This window comes from Flavobacterium sp. (assembly GCF_044338735.1).
GTDB lineage: Bacteria > Bacteroidota > Bacteroidia > Flavobacteriales > Flavobacteriaceae > Flavobacterium.
In genome coordinates, this window is the sequence record NZ_JBIIWV010000004.1 from 12,782 (window position 1) to 31,322 (window position 18,541).

Below are 18,541 nucleotides of genomic sequence, written 5' to 3' on the forward strand. Positions count from 1 at the left end.
GTCACTCCGTATTATTTGTACGGAGTAAAAAATATTTTATATATTTACAAAAAAAAGTATGGGAATCTCAAAATCGGCTTTCAAAAGATACCGCATCATCGATAAAATGCTTAGAAGTAAATTTAGGCCCTATCCCAATTTAGAGGATATACAGAACGCCTGTTCCGAACAACTTGATTTTTGTCCCTCACTAGATACCTTAGAAAAAGACATCCGGAACATGAAACAAGCAGACGTTTTGGACGCACCCATCGTATATTGTAGAAAAAACAAAGGTTATTTTTATTCCAATCCCAATTTTTCCATCAATACCATTCCGCTCACGGATGACGATATTCTGACAATCAAAGAGTCGTTAGATTTGATCAAAAATTTAGGTGGGAGTAACCGTGTTAACGAACGATTCAGTTATGCCATACAAAAGATATTGTCCGCTTTTAAAGAAGAGTTCCCGGAAGGCAATATCGAACGTAAAATCATCCAAACTGATTATGTTGAAGGCGCAAAAGGCTTTGAAAATTTTAATAAATTATTGGAAGCTTGTAAAAATCAACAGCCGCTTTCATTTGTGCATTATTCCTATTCGAAACGTAAATTCAGTACAGTAATCGTACATCCCATCCGACTCAAAGAATTTGACAACAAATGGTATTTGATTGGCTATTCAGAGCGCCACGAAGCAATGCGGACATTTGGTTTAGACCGAATTTATGAAGCAAATTTTCTCAAGCGGAAATACATCAGTACGCCTGCAGCTGAAGTGGAACATTATTGTACCGATATTTATGGTGTCTATCCCATTGAAAACCAAGCTAAACAAGAAATTACCTTCCTAACATCCATTGATGTTACCAATTATTTTGAAGCCTATCCGATACATCCCAGTCAAAAAGCTAAAAAAAACAATTCGGGTTCCAGTTATTTTACTATAAATGTAATACCTAGCATGGAATTGATTCGATTGTTTCGATCATACGGTAGACATTTAGAAGTTATTAATCCTGACTGGCTTCGCCAACAAACAAAATCATTAAAATGAAAGGAACTTTACAAAAAATAGTCAACAAAATATTTCATTTGGAAATAGAAGGGCACGGAAAAGACAATCCTATATTATTGCGATTGACTCAAACACAAGAATTTACCAAAGTAGATTTTGGCTACACCACATCCAATAAGTACATTAGAGGCGGTTGGATTAAAATGTCTCCAGACACGTACATTGAAGACACGTTAACCCAAAAAAGGTATAAGATGCTCAATGCTTCGGGAATTACAATTTCACCCAACAAACACAATTTTCAATCAAACAAAGATTGGCAATACTATTCCTTATATTTTGAGCCAATGGCGCAAGTAGACCGAATTATTAATCTTATAGAAGTTGAAAAAGGAACGCGTAATGATTTTAACTATTACAATATTGCTTTAAACATGAAAGACGGGATGGAAATGATGTAATTGTTACTATAATTATTCCTCAAGTACTCCAATATTCATTTTATAGTGTAAAAAAAAACTCCCTACCACAAGGCAGGGAGTTTTTAAACTTACTATATTGAGAACACCATTATAGACTAAGCCAATAAAAAATTAAATCACGGTAATACTACCTAGATACAAGCTGGTGGCAAAAAGCTTCTCATCGGCGGAGGCAAACGTTGCCCACACCTGCACCTCAGCACCGTCTAAATAACTGGGCAGGGCTAGTGCAGCCGCTTCATCTTCTCGCTCGCCCGCTGCCAAACTATACACTACCGCCTTAGTCACTGGGTCATACACCACCAGCACCAGTTGGTCATCGGCGAGTGCTTCGCCTTGATCACTGTTATCGGTCCACATCACCGAGATGGCGCCTGCAGCAACATCCAGTACAGCGTCTTCAATACCCGTTAAATCGCCACGGCTAATTAACACCTTTGAATAATCCCACTCAAAATCAGGATCGTTAAAAATGAGCGCCTCGCGCATCAAATAAGACATCGCCTGATTCCTGCGGGTTTTAATACCCGAGTCGTTGCCATAATAGCGTTTAATAACCGGTTGAATGCCTCCTAAAAAGTCATTCACCATAGAAAACTTTTGCCGTTGCAGTTGCTGTGAGGCACTCGCCACACGATTACTCCTTTTAGGTAAACTACGCATTACCTCTTTTCCGCGCCATGAAGCGCCCACTACTGGTCCTACTTTGCCAGAAAATGCACCCAAGATGCCTTTGTTGTATGTTCCCATACTCTTTTAAAATTTAAAAATTAATATTCCCTTTATTTGTATTAGAGTGCGCACTCATTCAACCCTACAAATATAAAACAGAAAACCCATACAATTGACAAAATATTTTTATAACTACCTGTTTTACAATGTTTTAACTTGTTTTAATCGGTTTTGAATAGCAACGAATACTACTGACAACTGTTGCCCTCTTGTGACTACTTTTGACCGGTTATGACTGGTTCATTTGGGGTAAAAAAAGGGGTTTTGTTCCTACTTTGTTCGATATTCCTTCGATAGCCTTTTGCAAAAAAGGTACTTTTATCGAAGAACACTCGAAGAAACTACGAAGCAATACCGAACAAAACCCTAGTAAAAACCAAAAAAACGGCACAAAAAAAGCTACCCAATAAAGGATAGCTTCTCAATCGTAGGTAATAAAACAAGCACTATTGCTGATTCATTGCCTTATGAATCAAATTTTTGATACTAATTTTAGGATAAAGGTATTTTCCGCCAAGCTTGGTGTAGGCAATTAATTTTTGCTTGCGATATCGGTAGAGCGTACTCTCCGATATTTTCAAAAGGCGCATTACATTGTGACTCTCATAAAATTCATAGGCAGACGCATCGTCAAGTTTGTTCATAGGCGATATAAGATTATTTAATTCAGAGTTAGGGTCCTTCATGGCTGGTAGTATTATGTTTTACAAAGTTTGCAATTTGAAATGAAAAAAGAAAGTCAAACTTATTGACAATTGAGACATGTTTTTAACAAAGCTGAAAATTTAATTTTTGATACTTTTTTGATTATTTTAATACTGTTTATAAGGGTTTAAAGGATATTTTATAAAAAAAAACACTTCTTCATTTGGCGATAAATAACGAACAACTGAAAACTGAAAACCGAGAACAGACCACTGAACACCCACTTTGTCATGCTGTCAAGCATCTCTTTAGGTTTGCTAATCGTTGCGTTTAAATTTTTAAACATATAAGTCATATAAGTTTGTTTAAGTTGGATGGCGTGTAAGTAAGTTCAAGTTGATAAAAGGAAGGTATTCGATTGTAAATCGTAACACTGAATAATTTCACGCCCTGTTTGTCATGCTGACGTAAGGAAGCATCACATTAGCTTTATGAGATTTAGCTACGCTGAACTAAAGTTTCTCGTACCTCGAAATGACAAACTATACGTTGATTTTATATGAACTTTGATAAGTGCAACGACTCATCGCAATCCAACTTAAACAAACTTATATGACTTATATGGTTAAAAAATAAGTGCAACACTGAACACTGAACACTGACAACCGAGAACAGACAACAGACAACCGAAAACAGACAACCTCCAAACAAAATTTTTGATAAAACTTAAAAAAAAATTATCTTTGAAAATTAATTAATATCCTTTTGATGAAAAAGTGGGTTATAATTTTTAGTCTTGTAGGCAGTTGTTGGTACTCGAATGCACAAACGGGCATCGGTACAACTACGCCCAATGCAGCAGCAAAATTAGAAATTGCATCAACCGATAAAGGCTTATTAATACCCCGAATGACCAAAGCGCAGCGCGAAAGCATTACACTCGCAGCCGCAGCCAATGGTTTATTAGTCTATCAAACCGATGATGTAGTGGGTTTTTATGTCAATAACAGCACTACAACTACCACATCTTGGACACGATTAAATTCCGATTGGACCAGATCAGGTAACAACATAAGCTACACCGCTGGAAATGTTTCCACTACGGGAACACTAACTGGTGGTAATTCATATACTTCATCCATCTCAGGATTTACAGCAAATATTACTTCGGTTGCAGCCAACTATCCCTTAACAGCTGCTGATAACGGAAAAGTAATTCAATCTACTAGCGCTTCTGCCATAACCATCACCATACCTAGCGGCTTGCCTGCCGGATTCAATTGTACCGTAGTACAAATGGGTGCTGGACAAATTACGTTTACGGGAACCTACTTCAACAGAGGCAATTTTAATAAAACAGCCAGTCAATATGCTATTGTGAGTATCCTGCACTTGGGTAGCAACAACATTATTGTTTCTGGCGAAATGAGCAATTAAAATGAAAGGATTTTTTTACCTAGCAATTTTATTCATTCCATTTACTGCCTTAGGCCAAATAGGCCTTCCCATTCAACAATCCATGCTCCCAAAAAATAGTTTGGTAGTCAATTACGATTTTTCAAAACCAGCTAGTTTCACTCGTGGCAATTCATTTGTAACCAGTATTGCCGCTTCTGGAAACGCATCTGTCGTTAATGCGCCTATTTTCATGAATTCTTTAGGTTTTGTCTCACTAGATGGAGTAAACCAATACGTCATGACGCCCAATCTAAGACCTTTTTTTAAATCGGTAAACGCAAGCGCACAAAACAGCTTTGCGATGACTCTTTGGGTCTATCCTACTGCATCAAATGGCGTAATCGTAAGCGAACACGATTCGCAAACGCTTAATACAAGCTTCTTTACCAGTAATATTGAACTAGTAAACGGCATAATTAAATACAAAGTTTGGAATGGCACCGAAATAGTATCAAGTACAATAGCGTTAAACAGATGGTACCACATTGCCATGGTCTATAGCGGTACTTCGGTTAAAGCTTACCTAAACGGCCTACTAATAGGAACCCAAACCTATGATAGAACAATTCCACCAGCAGGACAATTTTATGGAATAGGTGCACAATCATCTACCACAAATATGGGGTCGGGTATCTTTGGTAAATTTAATTTGGCGCAATTCAAATTGTACAATTTACCTTTAAGCGATGTGGATGTCCTGCAAGAGTATTTAGCCCGAAAAGACGAATTTGATTACACCATTCACAGCCCTTCAACCAATACAAACCCTACCTATTGGAGTGTTTCCAGTGTATGGAATAGCGAAAATACTTTTGGCAATCTACATTACACCCCGTGGCTAAACAACACTTCATTAGGTTGGGCAGCTTTGTATTACGATGTCAATCAATCCATTACGCTAAGTTATGATGCACCTACCACGATAAAGGGAATTGTAACCCAAGGTAGAGCCAATAACGGCGGGCAATGGGTAACCACAGCACATATTGAAACGAGTCCCAACGGGGCAGCACCATGGACACGAATACTTAGTAATGCCACGTTAAACACTAACTCAGTTGATGATGTTCGTATCTTGTTTCCAACTCCCGTTTTTGCAAAAGCAGTAAAGATACTTCCTGTTGGGTGGAATAATCATATCACCATGCGTTTGGGATTACTCTTAAAACCAATAGATATTACGACCAGTAACTTAACTTTATATTATAATCCAGCTTTAACCGAAAGTTACAGCGGATCGGGTAATGCCATCAATGATTTAGCGGGTAATGGAACAACAGCAACCTTGTACAATTCACCTGCCTTTAATGCAGCTACAGGGTTTACATTTAACGGAAGCAATCAATACGCTACTATCCCGTCTGTTGCCGGAGTTACAAATTTTACAAACACCCAACAATATTCAGTTGAAATTTGGTTTAGACCTTCAAACGGACAAGTAAACTCAGGTGAAGCAGAATTATTTGAAAAATGGAACCTAAACAATGAATCAAGGTATCCCTTTGTTTTTAGATATAATGAAGGCACAAGTAGTATGTTTGTGGCGTGTTATGATGGGCCAAATTTTAGATCTGTTACGGCTTCAGGTTTTCCTGTAAATACCTGGAAACAAGTAGTAGGTGTTTTTAATTTTGTGAGTAATACACTTACGATGTACCGAGACGGAGTGGCTGTTGGCTCTACAAGCATAAGCGGCATGGGCCAAGTAAGCAACACCAGCCCAATTGCCATTGGCACAAGACTCGGCACTGGTGGTTCAATTTCACCCGCAATTATGTATAAAGGAAGTGTGGGCATCATAAGAATGTACAACAAACCCTTAACCGCCGCAGAAGTCCTCAACAACTTTAACACCACAAAAGGCACTTACGGGCTGTAATTTTTTCTCTTTTCAACATTCAACATTCCTTATTCAACATTCCTTGTTCAAAATCAATTTTTAAACATATAAGTCATATAAGTTTGTTTAAGTTGGATTGCGTGTAAGTAAGTTCAAGTTAATAAAAGGAAGATATTCGATTGTAAATCATAACTCTGAGACTATCAACCGACCACTCTCCTTCAACGTCTCGTTTGTCATGCTGTCAAGCATCTAAACCACAAAGCACACAAGGAAAGCACAAGGTTCACTAGAATTTTGTGCTTTCTTACATTAATTGGTCAAACTATACGTTGATTTATTAGCCACGGATTCACAGATTAAATGGATTAAATGAAATAAAGAATATTGAAATGGAAGTTACAACAATAAACCTTCATAAACCTTCATAAACCTTCATAAACCTTCATAAACCTTTATTAACTGAACACCGACCACTCTTTTATGAACTTAAACTAACTTCAACACAATCCAACTTATAATAACTTATATGACTTATATGGTAAAAAAAAGAGATGCTTAACAGCATGACAAACTAGACGTTGATTTTTTCACCACCAATCACTGAACACTGAGACTGAACACCCCTTGTGCCCCTTGTGCCTCCCCTGTGCTCCTTGTGGTTAAGCTATTAAACATCTGAACAACGAACTATGAACAACGAACAACGAATGTTGAAATGGAATAAGTAAACTAAAAACTGACCACAGACAACCGAAAACTGACAACCGAAAACAAGGAATCAATTAAAATAATTATTTATAAACCCTTTTGAAAACAAAGGATAATTTAATTTTTTAGAAAGCAACTTATATGCATTTAATTGAAAATCAGTATCCTCACTAGTATGAAATTTATAAACATAAATAAGCAACATAATAATTTCTTTATAACTATATTTAAAATACCCTTCCTCTAAAACAAAATCTTTGTTTTTCATTGTAGTCAATTCATTAGATTCAAATTTAGAATTGAATAAAGTCAATAAACGAAATAAATTCATATGATGTTCATGATAATAATAGTTAACTTTTACTTTTTCATTTGAAATGAATTTCAAAATCATGTCCATAAGTAAAAAATTTCTAGAAAGTAACGCAACAATAATGGGTTCATATAAATAATCCAATACATTTTCTGGCGGAGATTTCTTAATGGTGTTAAAAAAGACTGTGATATCGTTTAAGCCATATTGATTTGAAAGTAATTGTACTGAAAACAACCTTCCAATTAATATGGAATGAAAATCTGATATAACTATGGAACTAAAAAAATCATAGGAAACAGGCAATCCATTAAAATATTTTTTTAATTCTAAAACTGCCAAAGAAAAACATTTGATTTGAATATCTGTAGTAGTTGTGATAACATACAAACACCAATCACCATAATAGCCATTTAAATTCGAATAATCTACATAAATACAATATACATATTTCAAAAAATTAGGATTCAGTAACAGTTTATCATCGGAAAGTGAGTAAGTTTTAAATAACATTCCAACCGAATTTCCAAAATGCAACGTTTCAGAATAACTAAAATGGCGTTCATTAAAAAAGTCGGAATGAAATACTTCATTTAATAATGTTTGCTTATCTAAATAAACCAATTCCCGACATAATGAAATCATAAAATCAAGTGCCTGCTCACTTCTATAATCCATACCATTTATAAAATGAAGAATACTTTCAGAATCTTCATGTAATATATGGTATAACTTCTCTTTATCACTCCAATAGGCCTCGTAGGGATTGATTTTTAAATAATGAATATAATCTTTATAGCCATTGAATCGAGAAAGTGTATCCAACGTATTTTTACTTGGTTTTACATAAGTTGCTAAACCAAACAACCTTCTTAAAGTATTGTAACTAATCAATTCATCGGTTTTTTCTAATATCAATTCCGATAATAATTGGCAATCACCTCGATCTGTAATATCAAAACCAGCATTTTTTATTGTTAGTTTTTTTATATAGTCAATCATTGTTTAATATGTATCAAATGTGTATCAAATATATGGAATTAATAATTCAAATTTGGAATTATATTTTTTTTAAGATAAAAGAATTTAAAATACTCGATAGAGGGTGTTGCACATGGATTAGGAAAAGCAAGATTAGTTCAAAAAATTATTGAAGATTATTCCTGATTTATTTTAACTAAATAAATAAAACACAATGATGACTATAAAAGAAATAAATGAGCAAATTGAAAACGAATATATTCAAGAGAATATTCATAATGTTAATAATAATTGGTTTCCTTTAATGAAATACGATGAAGATTATGGAGTTTCTAGATCTTTTGATGCTATTCAGTTTTTGATTGTAGGGCTTAATCCTTCATTAACTAATAAATTCGCAGAGCATATTCACTCAACTATTTTTGAAATTGAAGATACATTCGACCCAATGTCAACTCACGATTACGGTCGTAAAGAAATATATCTAAATAATAAAGCAGCGATAACAAAAAAACTAATTGATTATCAAGCGCTACTAAAATATGACTCAAAAGAACGAATCCCCTATTTTAAACAACTAGAAAACTTTTTTATTGAAATAGAAAACAAGACGAGTTTTAAAGAAAACATTTTTCATTATGATTTTTGCCAATTGAGACATACTGATTCAAATGGAATAAAAAAAACCATCGAAGATAATTATGAAATTCTTGCCAAACATTTAGATACTATTATTGAAGTGGTTCACCCTAAAATTATTTTTGTTTTTAATGGCACTTTAGCAAAGTTATTAAAAGTCAACAATTTCTTTTCATCCGTTAATTTAGATGCTGAACTAGGTTGTTATTTTTACAAAAACATACCTGTAGTTTTAGCTAATCAACTTTCTGGAGGTGCAACTTCTTCTGTATATAGAGAAATGTTAATTTGGAATACAAAAAGAATATTAAATAAAAAATAAATTATGTCAAAAAATTATACAAAATACACAGTAGCAGGTATTGGAGAAAACTTGAACAAAAGAAAATTAGTTTTTGAAATCGTAAAAGATTATGCCGCGAAAAACAATCCTAGTTTTGAAGAATTGCAAAAAGTATTTTCAGATGAAATTCAGGGTTCTTTGGGGTTCATTAGAAAAGATTCGGAGGTGAAAGATGCTAAACGTTTTAACATAGATGAACCACTTACAATAAAGAATGGGATTAATGTAGTGGTTTCTAACCAATGGGGTGAAAACATTGCCGATTTCCTAGCAGCAGCTAAAAAATTAGGGTATGAGATTTCTTCACAGATTCAAGAAGTAGAAACAGTAAATGATGCTCCTGCTCCAGGTATAGAAAATAAAGTCAATATCACCATCAGTGGGCGAATATCAAATTACATGTTTGGTATTTTAGGTGATGACGCTTATGCTGAATGTGAAAAAGCGATATCTTATGCAACAGATGACATTGAAACGATGGAGGATTTTGTTAAGATGTACTATGAAACGACTCTTTATGATGGCGATGGCATGGAAATTTTCCTAGAAAATATGGATATGGAACAATTCAATTCAAACTGTCCATTATTATCAGAATTTTTAAATAATGTGAAAGAAGGTAATGCGAGTCATCTTCAGTTTTATGAAGATATTTTGGATATGTCTTGGGAACAAGTGAATATCATAGAAGATGATGCTTTAATTACAATTACAGTTGACGAAAAAGAAATTGTATCAGGTCAAAAATTAAAAGATTTTTTAGGAGAAATAGAACAAATTTTTGATGAAGAAGATGACCCTAAAACTATTGCAAAAGCAAGAGAATTCTGGGCTAAAAATGGTGCTGAATTCGAAATGGAAGATAGCGACGAATTCCAAGTAAGTAAAGCTGCAAATGGCGTTCTATTATTTAACGAATGGATTCAACCTAAACGTTTGACAGATTATAAAACACGCGAACGCAACATAACAGTTGAGCATGATAACATCGTAGATTTTGATTATTACTTTGATGCTGTAGATTTTGATGTTACAAAATTAGCCTTTTTAAAATTTGCAAATGCAACTGATTTTCACGAATCAGGTCCTGAATATGTAGGAAGTTATTTGTCTTACAACAATGATATAGTAGAACCCGATCAAAATATTCATCGCGATAAAGGATTTACTATTCACTATGAACCTACATTTCAATCGTGTGATTTTCTATTATTAGGATAAAATCATTATAAAAAAACTGTTGAAAAAAACCGAAAAACAACATTAAAAAGGAGTAGGTTAAAGATTATTAAATTTTAAATTATGAAAGTAAAGTTTACATTAAAAGACAAATATGCAGAGTCTGTATTAAAAATGAAAGTTGGTGATTATGTTGTTTTAGATGGGATGTCTAGTGTTAATACAACCCCTCAAAATGGTCAATTAAAAGCAGCAATTGAAGAAAAATTCGGTGTAAAAATATCTACCTCTCCACAGTCGAGTTCTTTTGATAAAGAAGAGGCTTAGGTTCTAATGAACTCCTTAAAATCGGCTATTACCACTGATTATTTATCAGATATTTCTTATAAAAAATTTAACGATTATGAAATATTGTCCTAATTGTGGCATACTAACAGAACTAGAGGATTTATTTTGTTCTTCTTGTGGTTTTGGGTTAAAGTCCCAAAACGTGTCTAGTCAAAAAATTCAAGGTAGTTTTTCACATGAATTTTCATCAAATATCTTACTCGGGGGTAACATTCTTACCCCTGATAAGTTATATATTGATGAAACAGGTGTAACTTATACTAAGCGCAACAAATATTTGATAGGCAAAGACCGTGTTTTTATGTCGTTTCAAAATATATCATCGATTAGGATTGATCGAAAGTTGATTGATGCAAATATTATTATATCTAGTAAGGGGGCTATAGAAATTATTGCAAAAGATTTTTCAATTGGAGATTCAAAGAAAATTGAAAATATTATTAAAGAAAATCTTGAGCATTAATATTCTGAAATCACTATACATAGGCCTAGATGAAGGTAATGCCCATTTTATTTCGGCAAATCAACTTTCTAGAGTTGCAATATTTTCAGTTTATAGAGTCAATTTGGTTTAGCATACTAAAATAATATTAAGATGTTGGAATATACCGAAAATCAACGTTAAAAAGGAGTAGGTTAATTAAATAAATTTTAAAATTATGATGTGGAAAGTTAAAGTAAGACTAGATGTAATTACAAGAGGACATTCGAAAGAAGAAACATTCGAAACAATGATGGATACAGATACAATAAGCAAATGTACCTCAGACAATGGAAAAAAAATTGTAGAGGCCGCTTGGCTGACCTCAATGTTTCCTGGAGCAGATAAATTAAGAATTAAAAGTTGTGTCAAAATATAACTTGAAAAAAATACTACACATAGACTTAGATGGTGTCATTGCCGATTTTATATCGGCAATGCATTCCCATCCTTTGAGAGAAATTCCTCCTTATGATGAACATCCAGATACCATACCGCATATTTTCAGAAACTTACAACCTATTGAAGGTGCTGTAACTGCAGTACAAAAGCTGCTGAATTCAAATAAATATGAAATCTATTTTTTAAGCACTGCACCTTGGAATAATCCATCCGCTTGGACAGATAAGCGACTGTGGCTAGAAGATCAATTTGGAGATGTTATTAACAGAAAACTTATACTAACACATCGAAAAGATTTGATTAGAGGAGATATTTTAATTGATGATCGACCAAACAATGGAGCAGATAAATTTCAGGGCGAATGGATTCAGTATGGCTCAGAAAAGTTTCCCAATTGGAATGAAATTTTAACCTATTTATTGTGAATGTAACACCACAAAATACACTCCCCCACTTTTTAACAAAAGCTATGAAAATATGGCTTTTTCAGTATTATACTGATTCATATGACAGCATTACAGAAATAGGGTGTTTTGAATGGAAAATAAAAATTGATAAAAGAAATCCTACAAAACCAAAAAAAATACCACTCGTCAAAGAATCCCATAAACTAAAATCCAGTTCATTTTCTAGAAACATTTATTTTCTAGAAGAAAATCAAAATACGCTTTTCGTTTATCTTACGACTGGATTTGCATTATCTGGGCAAGGTGTCATATACCAATACAATTGGAATGGCGAAGAATTTATAAAACAACCCAAAAAAATATTTTCAATAATTAGATAAAATCTTACCCTACAGCTATCGCAATAAAATAAAACCTGCATCATCTTTTATTCAAAATCAATCCTTTAACGCCTAGTTATTCTTTTAACTATAGTGTTCCATTATCCATTATCAATTGTGCATTATCAATTTTCTAAACTGAAAACTGAAAACTGACAACCGAAAACAGTCAACTGAAAACTGACAACCGAAAACAGACAACCGAAAACCGATAATTAAAAAAAATCCCTATCTTAGTCCAACTAAAAAAAACAACAAAATGAAAAAAACAATTCACCTTTGTCTTGCTCTAGTAGGCATTTTAGTCCTACAAAGTTGCAATCAAAAAGCCACACCAGCAGCAAACGACTACTTTGCTCAGAGTAAAGATTCCGTTCAAACCGGAGGTATTAAAATGATTCCGATTACCACGCCAAAAGGCACGTTCAACGTATGGACGAAACGCATTGGTAACAACCCAAAAATTAAAGTATTGCTATTAAACGGTGGACCTGGAGGCACGCACGAATACTTTGAGTGTTTTGAAAACTTCTTACCAGCCGAAGGCATTGAGTTCATTTATTACGATCAAATAGGTTGTGGGAATTCCGACAATCCAAACGACGAATCCATGTGGGATTTAGCCCGTTATGTAGAAGAAGTAGAACAAGTGCGCATTGCCTTGGGACTAGACGAAACCAACTTCTATTTACTAGGTCACTCGTGGGGCGGCATTTTAGCAATGGAATACAGTTTAAAATATCAAAAACACATGAAAGGACTCATCATTTCAAACATGATGTCAAGCTGCCCAGAATATGGAAAATATGCTGACGAAGTCTTAGCCAAGCAAATGAATCCAGCCGTGTTAGCCGAAATTGAAAAGATTGAAGCCGCAAAAGATTTTGCTAATCCACGCTACATGGAATTGTTGCTTCCTAATTTCTATGAAAAACACATTTTACGCTTTCCAGCAAAAAACTGGCCAGAGCCGGTAAACCGTTCGTTTGCTAAAATGAATCAATCACTATATGTTACGATGCAAGGCCCAAGCGAATTTGGCGTAGCAGGAAAATTAGAACAATGGGATAGAAAAGGCCAGTTAAAAGACATCGCCATCCCTACCCTAGTTATTGGCGCACAACACGATACTATGGATCCAAAACACATGGAAGAAATGGCAAAACTGACTCCAAAAGGTACCTATTTATATTGCGAAAATGGAAGCCACATGTGTATGTATGACGACCAAAAAACGTATTTCAGTGGACTAATTTCGTTCCTGAAAAAGTAGGGAACACAAAGTCTCACGAAGTTTACACAAAGTTTCACAGTGTTAAGCATCTAACCCACAAAGCACACAAGGAAAGCACAAGGTTCACTAGAATTTTGTGCTTTCTTACTTTAGTTGGTCAAACTAAACGTTGATTTTATATGAACTATGCTAAGTGAAACGCCTCAGCGCAATGCAACTTATACTAACTTATATGACTTATATGGTTAATAATCATTTAACCGCAAAGCACACAAGGAATGCACAAAGCTCACTACAATGAGTTGCTTAACAGCAAGACAAACTAGACGTTGATTTTTAGCCATGGATTCACAGATTAATTAGATTAAATTGAACACCGAATACTAAAAACTGAAAACTCACTCGTGGACCTTGTGCCTCCCTTGTGCTCATTGTGGTTAAGCTATTAAACATCTGAACAACGAACTATGAACAAGGAACAACGAATATTGAAATGGAATAAGAAAACCTGAACACTGACAACTGAACACTGAACACTCCCATCTCCCATCACCCATCACCCATCACCCAACAATTTCAAAAATTCTAATTTCTAATTTCTAATTTCTAATTTTTAAAAGTATCTTTGCTTTTTAAAAATTCGATACAAAATGCGTATATCTTATAATTGGATCAAACAATTCATTAAAACCGATTTAAAATCTGAAGAAATTGCCGACATACTTACCGATTTAGGTCTTGAAGTAGAGGGTGTTGATGCATTTGAAAGTTTAAAAGGAGGATTGCAAGGCGTGGTAGTTGGTCACGTACTTACGTGTAAAAAACATCCTGATGCCGATAAATTAAAAATCACTACAGTAGATTTAGGCGATGGCAACGCACCTGTTCAAATTGTATGTGGGGCGCCTAATGTTGCGAAAGGACAAAAAGTTCCTGTAGCCACTATTGGTACTAAATTGTTTGACAAAGAAGGAAACGCATTCGAAATTAAGAAAGGAAAAATACGCGGTCAAGAAAGCCACGGTATGATTTGTGCCGAAGACGAACTAGGATTAGGCGAAAGTCACGACGGCATTATGATTCTTGACGCAGCATTAGAACCTGGAACACCCGCAGCTAAAGTATTTGATATTGAAACCGATGAGGTATTTGAAATAGGATTAACCCCTAACCGTGCCGATGCCATGTCACACATGGGCGTAGCACGCGATTTGAGAGCAGGTTTGTTGCAACGAGGAACATCATTTGAGTTCATTACACCATCAGCAAGTAATTTCAATGTAGATAAACGCACTTTAAAAATAGACGTAACAGTTGCCGACAGTAAATTAGTGCCGCGCTATTGTGGAGTCACCATTTCAGGAATCACGGTGAAACCATCGCCAAGTTGGTTACAAAATAAACTAAAAGCCATTGGGTTAACCCCAAAAAATAATGTGGTCGATGTTACTAATTATGTATTGCACGAGTTAGGACAACCGCTACATGCTTTTGATGCTGCACACATTGAAGGCAATAAAATTAACGTTTCAACCGTTGCGGCGGGTACTAAATTTGTCACCCTAGACGACGTAGAACGCACCTTGCACGAAGAAGACGTAATGATTTGTGATGCAAACGGACCTTTGTGTATTGCAGGAGTGTTTGGCGGAAAAACATCGGGTGTATCAGAAACAACGACTGCTATTTTCTTAGAAAGCGCTTATTTTAATCCGGTTTCCGTTAGAAAAACAGCAAAAAGACACGGTTTGAATACCGATGCCTCATTCCGTTTTGAAAGAGGTATTGATCCAAACATAACTGAATATGCGTTGAAACGTGCTGCTTTATTGATTCAAGAAGTTGCGGGTGGAGAAATCACGTCGGATCTTATTGATGTGTATCCAAAAAAGATTGATGATTTTAGCGTGTTCATTAATTACCAAAAAGTGAACAGCATTATTGGAGAAGAAATCAAACCCGAAACGATTAAAAAAATTATAGCGTCATTAGACATTAAAATTAGTTCCATTTCAGATACGGGTCTTGGATTAATCATTCCGGCATATCGTGTAGATGTCACTAGAGAAATTGATGTCATTGAAGAGATTTTACGTGTGTATGGATACAACAACATTCAAATTCCAGGGAAGCTTAATGCTACAGTAGCCAATGCTGCTCGTACTGAAGAATTTAATATACAAAACCACACCGCCAGTCAATTATGTGCGTTAGGATTTAACGAGATGATGGCTAATTCTTTAACAACTCCTGATTATGTAGCCCTTTCAGAACAATTAGAAGCAGCGCATAATGTAGTCATGTTGAATCCGTTGAGTAACGATTTATCGGCAATGCGTCAATCGTTGTTGTTTTCGGCATTAGAAGCAGTGGCGTTCAATTGCAACCGCAGAAGAACCGATTTAAAGTTCTTCGAATTCGGTAAATCATACCACAACACCACAGAAGGCTATTTAGAAGAGAAACATTTAACACTTACCCTTTCTGGAAACAAAAACAATGAAAGTTGGTTAAAAGCACAAGAAAAATCTGATTTCTTTTTATTGAAAGGATATGTTATGGCGGTAATATCGCGTTTAGGATTGGATCAAAAAGTGACCAGTTTACCGTTTACTAACGATGTATTTTCAGAAGGAATAGCTCTTGCTATTGGTAAAGAAGTAATTGTTGAATTCGGAGTAGTTAAGAAATTAATAATCAAGCACTTTGACATCAAACAAGAAGTGTTGTATGCCGACTTCAATTGGGGTAAAATGCAAAAATACATTTCCAATACAATCAAATATACCGACATTCCAAAATATCCTGAAGTACGTCGTGATTTTGCATTACTAGTAGATGAAAACGTACAGTTTAAGCAAATCTATACCCTTGCTAAACAAACCGAAAAAAGCTTTTTAAAAGAAGTGAATTTATTTGATGTGTACCAAGGCGCTAACCTACCCGAAGGAAAGAAATCGTATGCGGTAAGCTTCATTTTACAAGACGATTCAAAAACCCTAACCGATACTCAAATTGATAAAATCATGAGTAAACTACAAGGCAATTTTGAAAGCCAGTTAGGCGCTAGCTTACGCTAGTTTTCAGTCGCAGTGATCAGTGGTCAATTGCAGTCGCAGTGGTCGGTCGCAGTCGCAGTGCTCATAGCTTTTTATAAAATTTATTCGTCCAACATCAGATTAAAATCTATTTAATCCTTCAATCCGTGGCTAATAACCATAACAAAATAACTGAAAACTGCAACTGAACACTGCGACTGAAAACTGAGACTGAAAACTGAGACTGAAAACTGCGACTGCGACTGAGACTGAAAACTGAGACTGAAAACTGAGACTGAAAACTGCGACTGCGACTGAACACTGAGACTGAAAACTGAGACTGAAAACTGCGACTGCGACTGCGACTGAACACTCCAAACTCCCCTCTTGTCTTTTTCCCCAAAAATCACTATTTTAGCACCATGATAAAAGTCGTACTCATTGGTTCAGGAAATGTAGCGCAGCATTTAATACAAGTGTTTTTGCAGGCTAAAGAGGTAGCTTTGGTGCAAGCGGTAGCTCGTAATCCAAGACCCTTAGCGGCATTGCTTCCAATGGATAAAATTACGAATGACTATCAAAAAATTACCGAAGCAGACGTTTATATTATAGCGGTGTCAGATGATGCTATTGCTGAGGTAGCCGTCCAATTACCGTTTAACAACAGACTGGTAGTGCATACTTCAGGATCTTCGGATATTTCGGTACTGCAAGACAACAATAGAAAGGGCGTGTTTTATCCGTTACAAACTTTTACCAAAGGCAAGGCAATTGATTTTGCTAAAATTCCTATTTGTATAGAAGCTGAAAATGAAATTGATTACCAACTTTTAGAAAAATTAGGCCATTCTATTTCACAAAAAGTAGTTTCCATTACTTCCGAACAACGCAAGAGTTTGCATGTAGCGGCTGTTTTTGTGTGTAATTTCGTAAATCATATGTACCACATGGGACATGAGATTTGTGAAAAAAACGACATTCCGTTTGAAGTGCTGCATCCCTTAATTCAGGAAACGGCTCATAAAATAATGACACTATCACCCGAAGAAGCACAAACCGGTCCGGCGGTGCGCCACGATTCAAAAACCATTGAAAAACATTTGAATTTTTTAGAAGATTCAAACGATAAACAACTCTATCAATTACTTACACAATCCATACAATATGTCAAAAAGTTATAAAGAAATCATGAACCAAATTACCACCTTCGTCTTTGATGTCGATGGGGTTTTAACCGATGGTACTATTCACGTAACGCCTACTGGTGAAATGTTGCGCAACATGAATATTAGAGACGGTTATGCCATGAAAGCCGCACTTGAAAATGGATACACTGTTTGCATTATTTCAGGCGGAAGCAATGAAGGGGTACGAGTACGCTTACGCAATTTAGGCATCACCGATATCTATTTGGGCGTACCCAATAAAGTAGAAACCTTCAAGGAATTCACCGATATTTATGGCATTGCTCCAGAAAACGTATTGTATATGGGCGATGACATTCCAGATTATCACGTGATGCAATTAGTAGGACTTCCAACTTGTCCACAAAATGCCGTTCCAGAAATCAAAGGAATTTCCAAATATGTTTCACACATCGAAGGCGGAAGAGGCGCTGTTCGCGATGTCATTGAACAAGTCATGAAAGTGCAAGGCAAATGGATGGAGCATTTTGATGCGAAATTTGATTAAAAGATTGATTTTTAACGCAAAGGACGCTAAGACTTTTCGCAAAGGACGCAAAACTATCATAAAAGATTGTCTTGAAACCTAACCCAAGGCAAAGCCGAACGGAGCGAAGCTAAACATGAAAACCGACCACAAACAAAACGTTGTTTCTATATGAACTTTGCTAAGTGCAACGCCTCAACACAATGCAACACTATATAATCTATGTGTCTATGTGGTTAAAATTTAACAGTAGGAAA

General features: G+C 35.3%; 18 protein-coding genes. 15 read left to right on the forward strand and 3 right to left on the reverse strand.

Annotation, left to right across the window (positions count from 1 at the left end; all coding sequences use genetic code 11):
- Positions 1–58: 58 nt before the first annotated feature.
- Together ACIQZC_RS00710 and ACIQZC_RS00715 are read left to right on the forward strand one after the other, a co-directional pair.
- A complete protein-coding gene (locus ACIQZC_RS00710) occupies positions 59–1,039 on the forward strand; it encodes a helix-turn-helix transcriptional regulator (protein ID WP_396137314.1) in 981 nt (326 codons plus the stop codon).
- Positions 1,036–1,461, forward strand: coding sequence for a hypothetical protein (locus tag ACIQZC_RS00715; protein WP_396137315.1), 426 nt, complete (start codon positions 1,036–1,038; stop codon positions 1,459–1,461). Before ACIQZC_RS00710 ends, ACIQZC_RS00715 begins: the two co-directional genes overlap by 4 nt.
- Before the next feature lie 132 nt (positions 1,462–1,593).
- On the opposite strand, the gene ACIQZC_RS00720 is transcribed toward ACIQZC_RS00715, so the two are convergent.
- Together ACIQZC_RS00720 and ACIQZC_RS00725 are read right to left on the reverse strand one after the other, a co-directional pair.
- Entirely contained in the window at positions 1,594–2,232 is a 639-nt protein-coding gene (locus ACIQZC_RS00720) for a DUF6266 family protein (protein WP_396137316.1), read from the reverse strand.
- A 428-nt stretch (positions 2,233–2,660) separates the two neighbouring features.
- The gene (locus ACIQZC_RS00725; RefSeq protein WP_396137317.1) at positions 2,661–2,900 is read right to left on the reverse strand and encodes a helix-turn-helix domain-containing protein; all 240 of its coding nucleotides are present in this window, start codon (positions 2,898–2,900) and stop codon (positions 2,661–2,663) included.
- A 727-nt stretch (positions 2,901–3,627) separates the two neighbouring features.
- Here ACIQZC_RS00725 and ACIQZC_RS00730 point away from each other — a divergent pair.
- A complete protein-coding gene (locus ACIQZC_RS00730; RefSeq protein WP_396137318.1) occupies positions 3,628–4,296 on the forward strand; it encodes a hypothetical protein in 669 nt (222 codons plus the stop codon).
- Between the two features lies 1 nt (position 4,297).
- Positions 4,298–6,196 (forward strand): LamG-like jellyroll fold domain-containing protein, encoded by a 1,899-nt coding sequence (locus ACIQZC_RS00735; RefSeq protein WP_396137319.1) that lies wholly within the window; start codon positions 4,298–4,300, stop codon positions 6,194–6,196.
- Between the two features lie 742 nt (positions 6,197–6,938).
- Here ACIQZC_RS00735 and ACIQZC_RS00740 read toward each other — a convergent pair.
- A complete protein-coding gene (locus ACIQZC_RS00740) occupies positions 6,939–8,183 on the reverse strand; it encodes a hypothetical protein (RefSeq protein WP_396137320.1) in 1,245 nt (414 codons plus the stop codon).
- A 193-nt stretch (positions 8,184–8,376) separates the two neighbouring features.
- On the opposite strand from ACIQZC_RS00740, the gene ACIQZC_RS00745 reads away from it, so the two are divergent.
- The 11 genes from ACIQZC_RS00745 to ACIQZC_RS00795 all read left to right on the forward strand — a co-directional run bounded on the left by ACIQZC_RS00745 (position 8,377) and on the right by ACIQZC_RS00795 (position 18,305).
- Positions 8,377–9,123, forward strand: coding sequence for a hypothetical protein (locus ACIQZC_RS00745; RefSeq protein WP_396137321.1), 747 nt, complete (start codon positions 8,377–8,379; stop codon positions 9,121–9,123).
- Positions 9,124–9,126: 3 nt separating this feature from the next.
- Positions 9,127–10,365 carry a hypothetical protein gene (locus ACIQZC_RS00750; RefSeq protein WP_396137322.1) on the forward strand — a complete coding sequence of 413 codons (1,239 nt, stop codon included), beginning with the start codon at positions 9,127–9,129 and terminating at the stop codon, positions 10,363–10,365.
- Between the two features lie 81 nt (positions 10,366–10,446).
- Positions 10,447–10,650, forward strand: a complete 204-nt coding sequence (locus ACIQZC_RS00755) for a hypothetical protein (protein WP_396137323.1) — start codon at positions 10,447–10,449, stop codon at positions 10,648–10,650.
- A 76-nt stretch (positions 10,651–10,726) separates the two neighbouring features.
- Positions 10,727–11,134 (forward strand): hypothetical protein, encoded by a 408-nt coding sequence (locus tag ACIQZC_RS00760; RefSeq protein WP_396137324.1) that lies wholly within the window; start codon positions 10,727–10,729, stop codon positions 11,132–11,134.
- Between the two features lie 196 nt (positions 11,135–11,330).
- The gene (locus ACIQZC_RS00765) at positions 11,331–11,531 is read left to right on the forward strand and encodes a hypothetical protein (protein ID WP_396137325.1); all 201 of its coding nucleotides are present in this window, start codon (positions 11,331–11,333) and stop codon (positions 11,529–11,531) included.
- A gap of 1 nt (position 11,532) precedes the next feature.
- Entirely contained in the window at positions 11,533–11,979 is a 447-nt protein-coding gene (locus tag ACIQZC_RS00770) for a hypothetical protein (RefSeq protein WP_396137326.1), read from the forward strand.
- 44 nt (positions 11,980–12,023) lie between these two features.
- A complete protein-coding gene (locus tag ACIQZC_RS00775; RefSeq protein ID WP_396137327.1) occupies positions 12,024–12,341 on the forward strand; it encodes a hypothetical protein in 318 nt (105 codons plus the stop codon).
- Positions 12,342–12,600: 259 nt separating this feature from the next.
- The gene (locus ACIQZC_RS00780) at positions 12,601–13,614 is read left to right on the forward strand and encodes a proline iminopeptidase-family hydrolase (RefSeq protein WP_396137328.1); all 1,014 of its coding nucleotides are present in this window, start codon (positions 12,601–12,603) and stop codon (positions 13,612–13,614) included.
- 611 nt (positions 13,615–14,225) lie between these two features.
- The gene (gene pheT, locus ACIQZC_RS00785) at positions 14,226–16,655 is read left to right on the forward strand and encodes a phenylalanine--tRNA ligase subunit beta (protein WP_396137329.1); all 2,430 of its coding nucleotides are present in this window, start codon (positions 14,226–14,228) and stop codon (positions 16,653–16,655) included.
- A 380-nt stretch (positions 16,656–17,035) separates the two neighbouring features.
- Positions 17,036–17,794: a Rossmann-like and DUF2520 domain-containing protein gene (locus tag ACIQZC_RS00790; RefSeq protein WP_396137330.1), complete on the forward strand. Its 759-nt coding sequence runs from the start codon at positions 17,036–17,038 to the stop codon at positions 17,792–17,794.
- Positions 17,778–18,305 carry a KdsC family phosphatase gene (locus ACIQZC_RS00795; RefSeq protein WP_396137331.1) on the forward strand — a complete coding sequence of 176 codons (528 nt, stop codon included), beginning with the start codon at positions 17,778–17,780 and terminating at the stop codon, positions 18,303–18,305. The genes ACIQZC_RS00790 and ACIQZC_RS00795 overlap by 17 nt, the downstream gene beginning before the upstream one ends.
- The last annotated feature ends 236 nt before the right edge of the window (positions 18,306–18,541 follow it).

Coding starts and splice junctions, on each gene's coding strand:
- ACIQZC_RS00720 (WP_396137316.1), bottom strand. CDS start 2,232: ATGGGAACATACAACAAAGGCATCTTGGGTGCATTTTCTGGCAAAGTA.
- ACIQZC_RS00760 (WP_396137324.1), top strand. CDS start 10,727: ATGAAATATTGTCCTAATTGTGGCATACTAACAGAACTAGAGGATTTA.
- ACIQZC_RS00780 (WP_396137328.1), top strand. CDS start 12,601: ATGAAAAAAACAATTCACCTTTGTCTTGCTCTAGTAGGCATTTTAGTC.
- ACIQZC_RS00775 (WP_396137327.1), top strand. CDS start 12,024: ATGAAAATATGGCTTTTTCAGTATTATACTGATTCATATGACAGCATT.
- ACIQZC_RS00710 (WP_396137314.1), top strand. CDS start 59: ATGGGAATCTCAAAATCGGCTTTCAAAAGATACCGCATCATCGATAAA.
- ACIQZC_RS00790 (WP_396137330.1), top strand. CDS start 17,036: ATGATAAAAGTCGTACTCATTGGTTCAGGAAATGTAGCGCAGCATTTA.
- ACIQZC_RS00730 (WP_396137318.1), top strand. CDS start 3,628: ATGAAAAAGTGGGTTATAATTTTTAGTCTTGTAGGCAGTTGTTGGTAC.
- ACIQZC_RS00750 (WP_396137322.1), top strand. CDS start 9,127: ATGTCAAAAAATTATACAAAATACACAGTAGCAGGTATTGGAGAAAAC.
- ACIQZC_RS00795 (WP_396137331.1), top strand. CDS start 17,778: ATGTCAAAAAGTTATAAAGAAATCATGAACCAAATTACCACCTTCGTC.
- ACIQZC_RS00765 (WP_396137325.1), top strand. CDS start 11,331: ATGATGTGGAAAGTTAAAGTAAGACTAGATGTAATTACAAGAGGACAT.
- ACIQZC_RS00745 (WP_396137321.1), top strand. CDS start 8,377: ATGATGACTATAAAAGAAATAAATGAGCAAATTGAAAACGAATATATT.
- pheT (WP_396137329.1), top strand. CDS start 14,226: ATGCGTATATCTTATAATTGGATCAAACAATTCATTAAAACCGATTTA.
- ACIQZC_RS00715 (WP_396137315.1), top strand. CDS start 1,036: ATGAAAGGAACTTTACAAAAAATAGTCAACAAAATATTTCATTTGGAA.
- ACIQZC_RS00740 (WP_396137320.1), bottom strand. CDS start 8,183: ATGATTGACTATATAAAAAAACTAACAATAAAAAATGCTGGTTTTGAT.
- ACIQZC_RS00755 (WP_396137323.1), top strand. CDS start 10,447: ATGAAAGTAAAGTTTACATTAAAAGACAAATATGCAGAGTCTGTATTA.
- ACIQZC_RS00725 (WP_396137317.1), bottom strand. CDS start 2,900: ATGAAGGACCCTAACTCTGAATTAAATAATCTTATATCGCCTATGAAC.
- ACIQZC_RS00735 (WP_396137319.1), top strand. CDS start 4,298: ATGAAAGGATTTTTTTACCTAGCAATTTTATTCATTCCATTTACTGCC.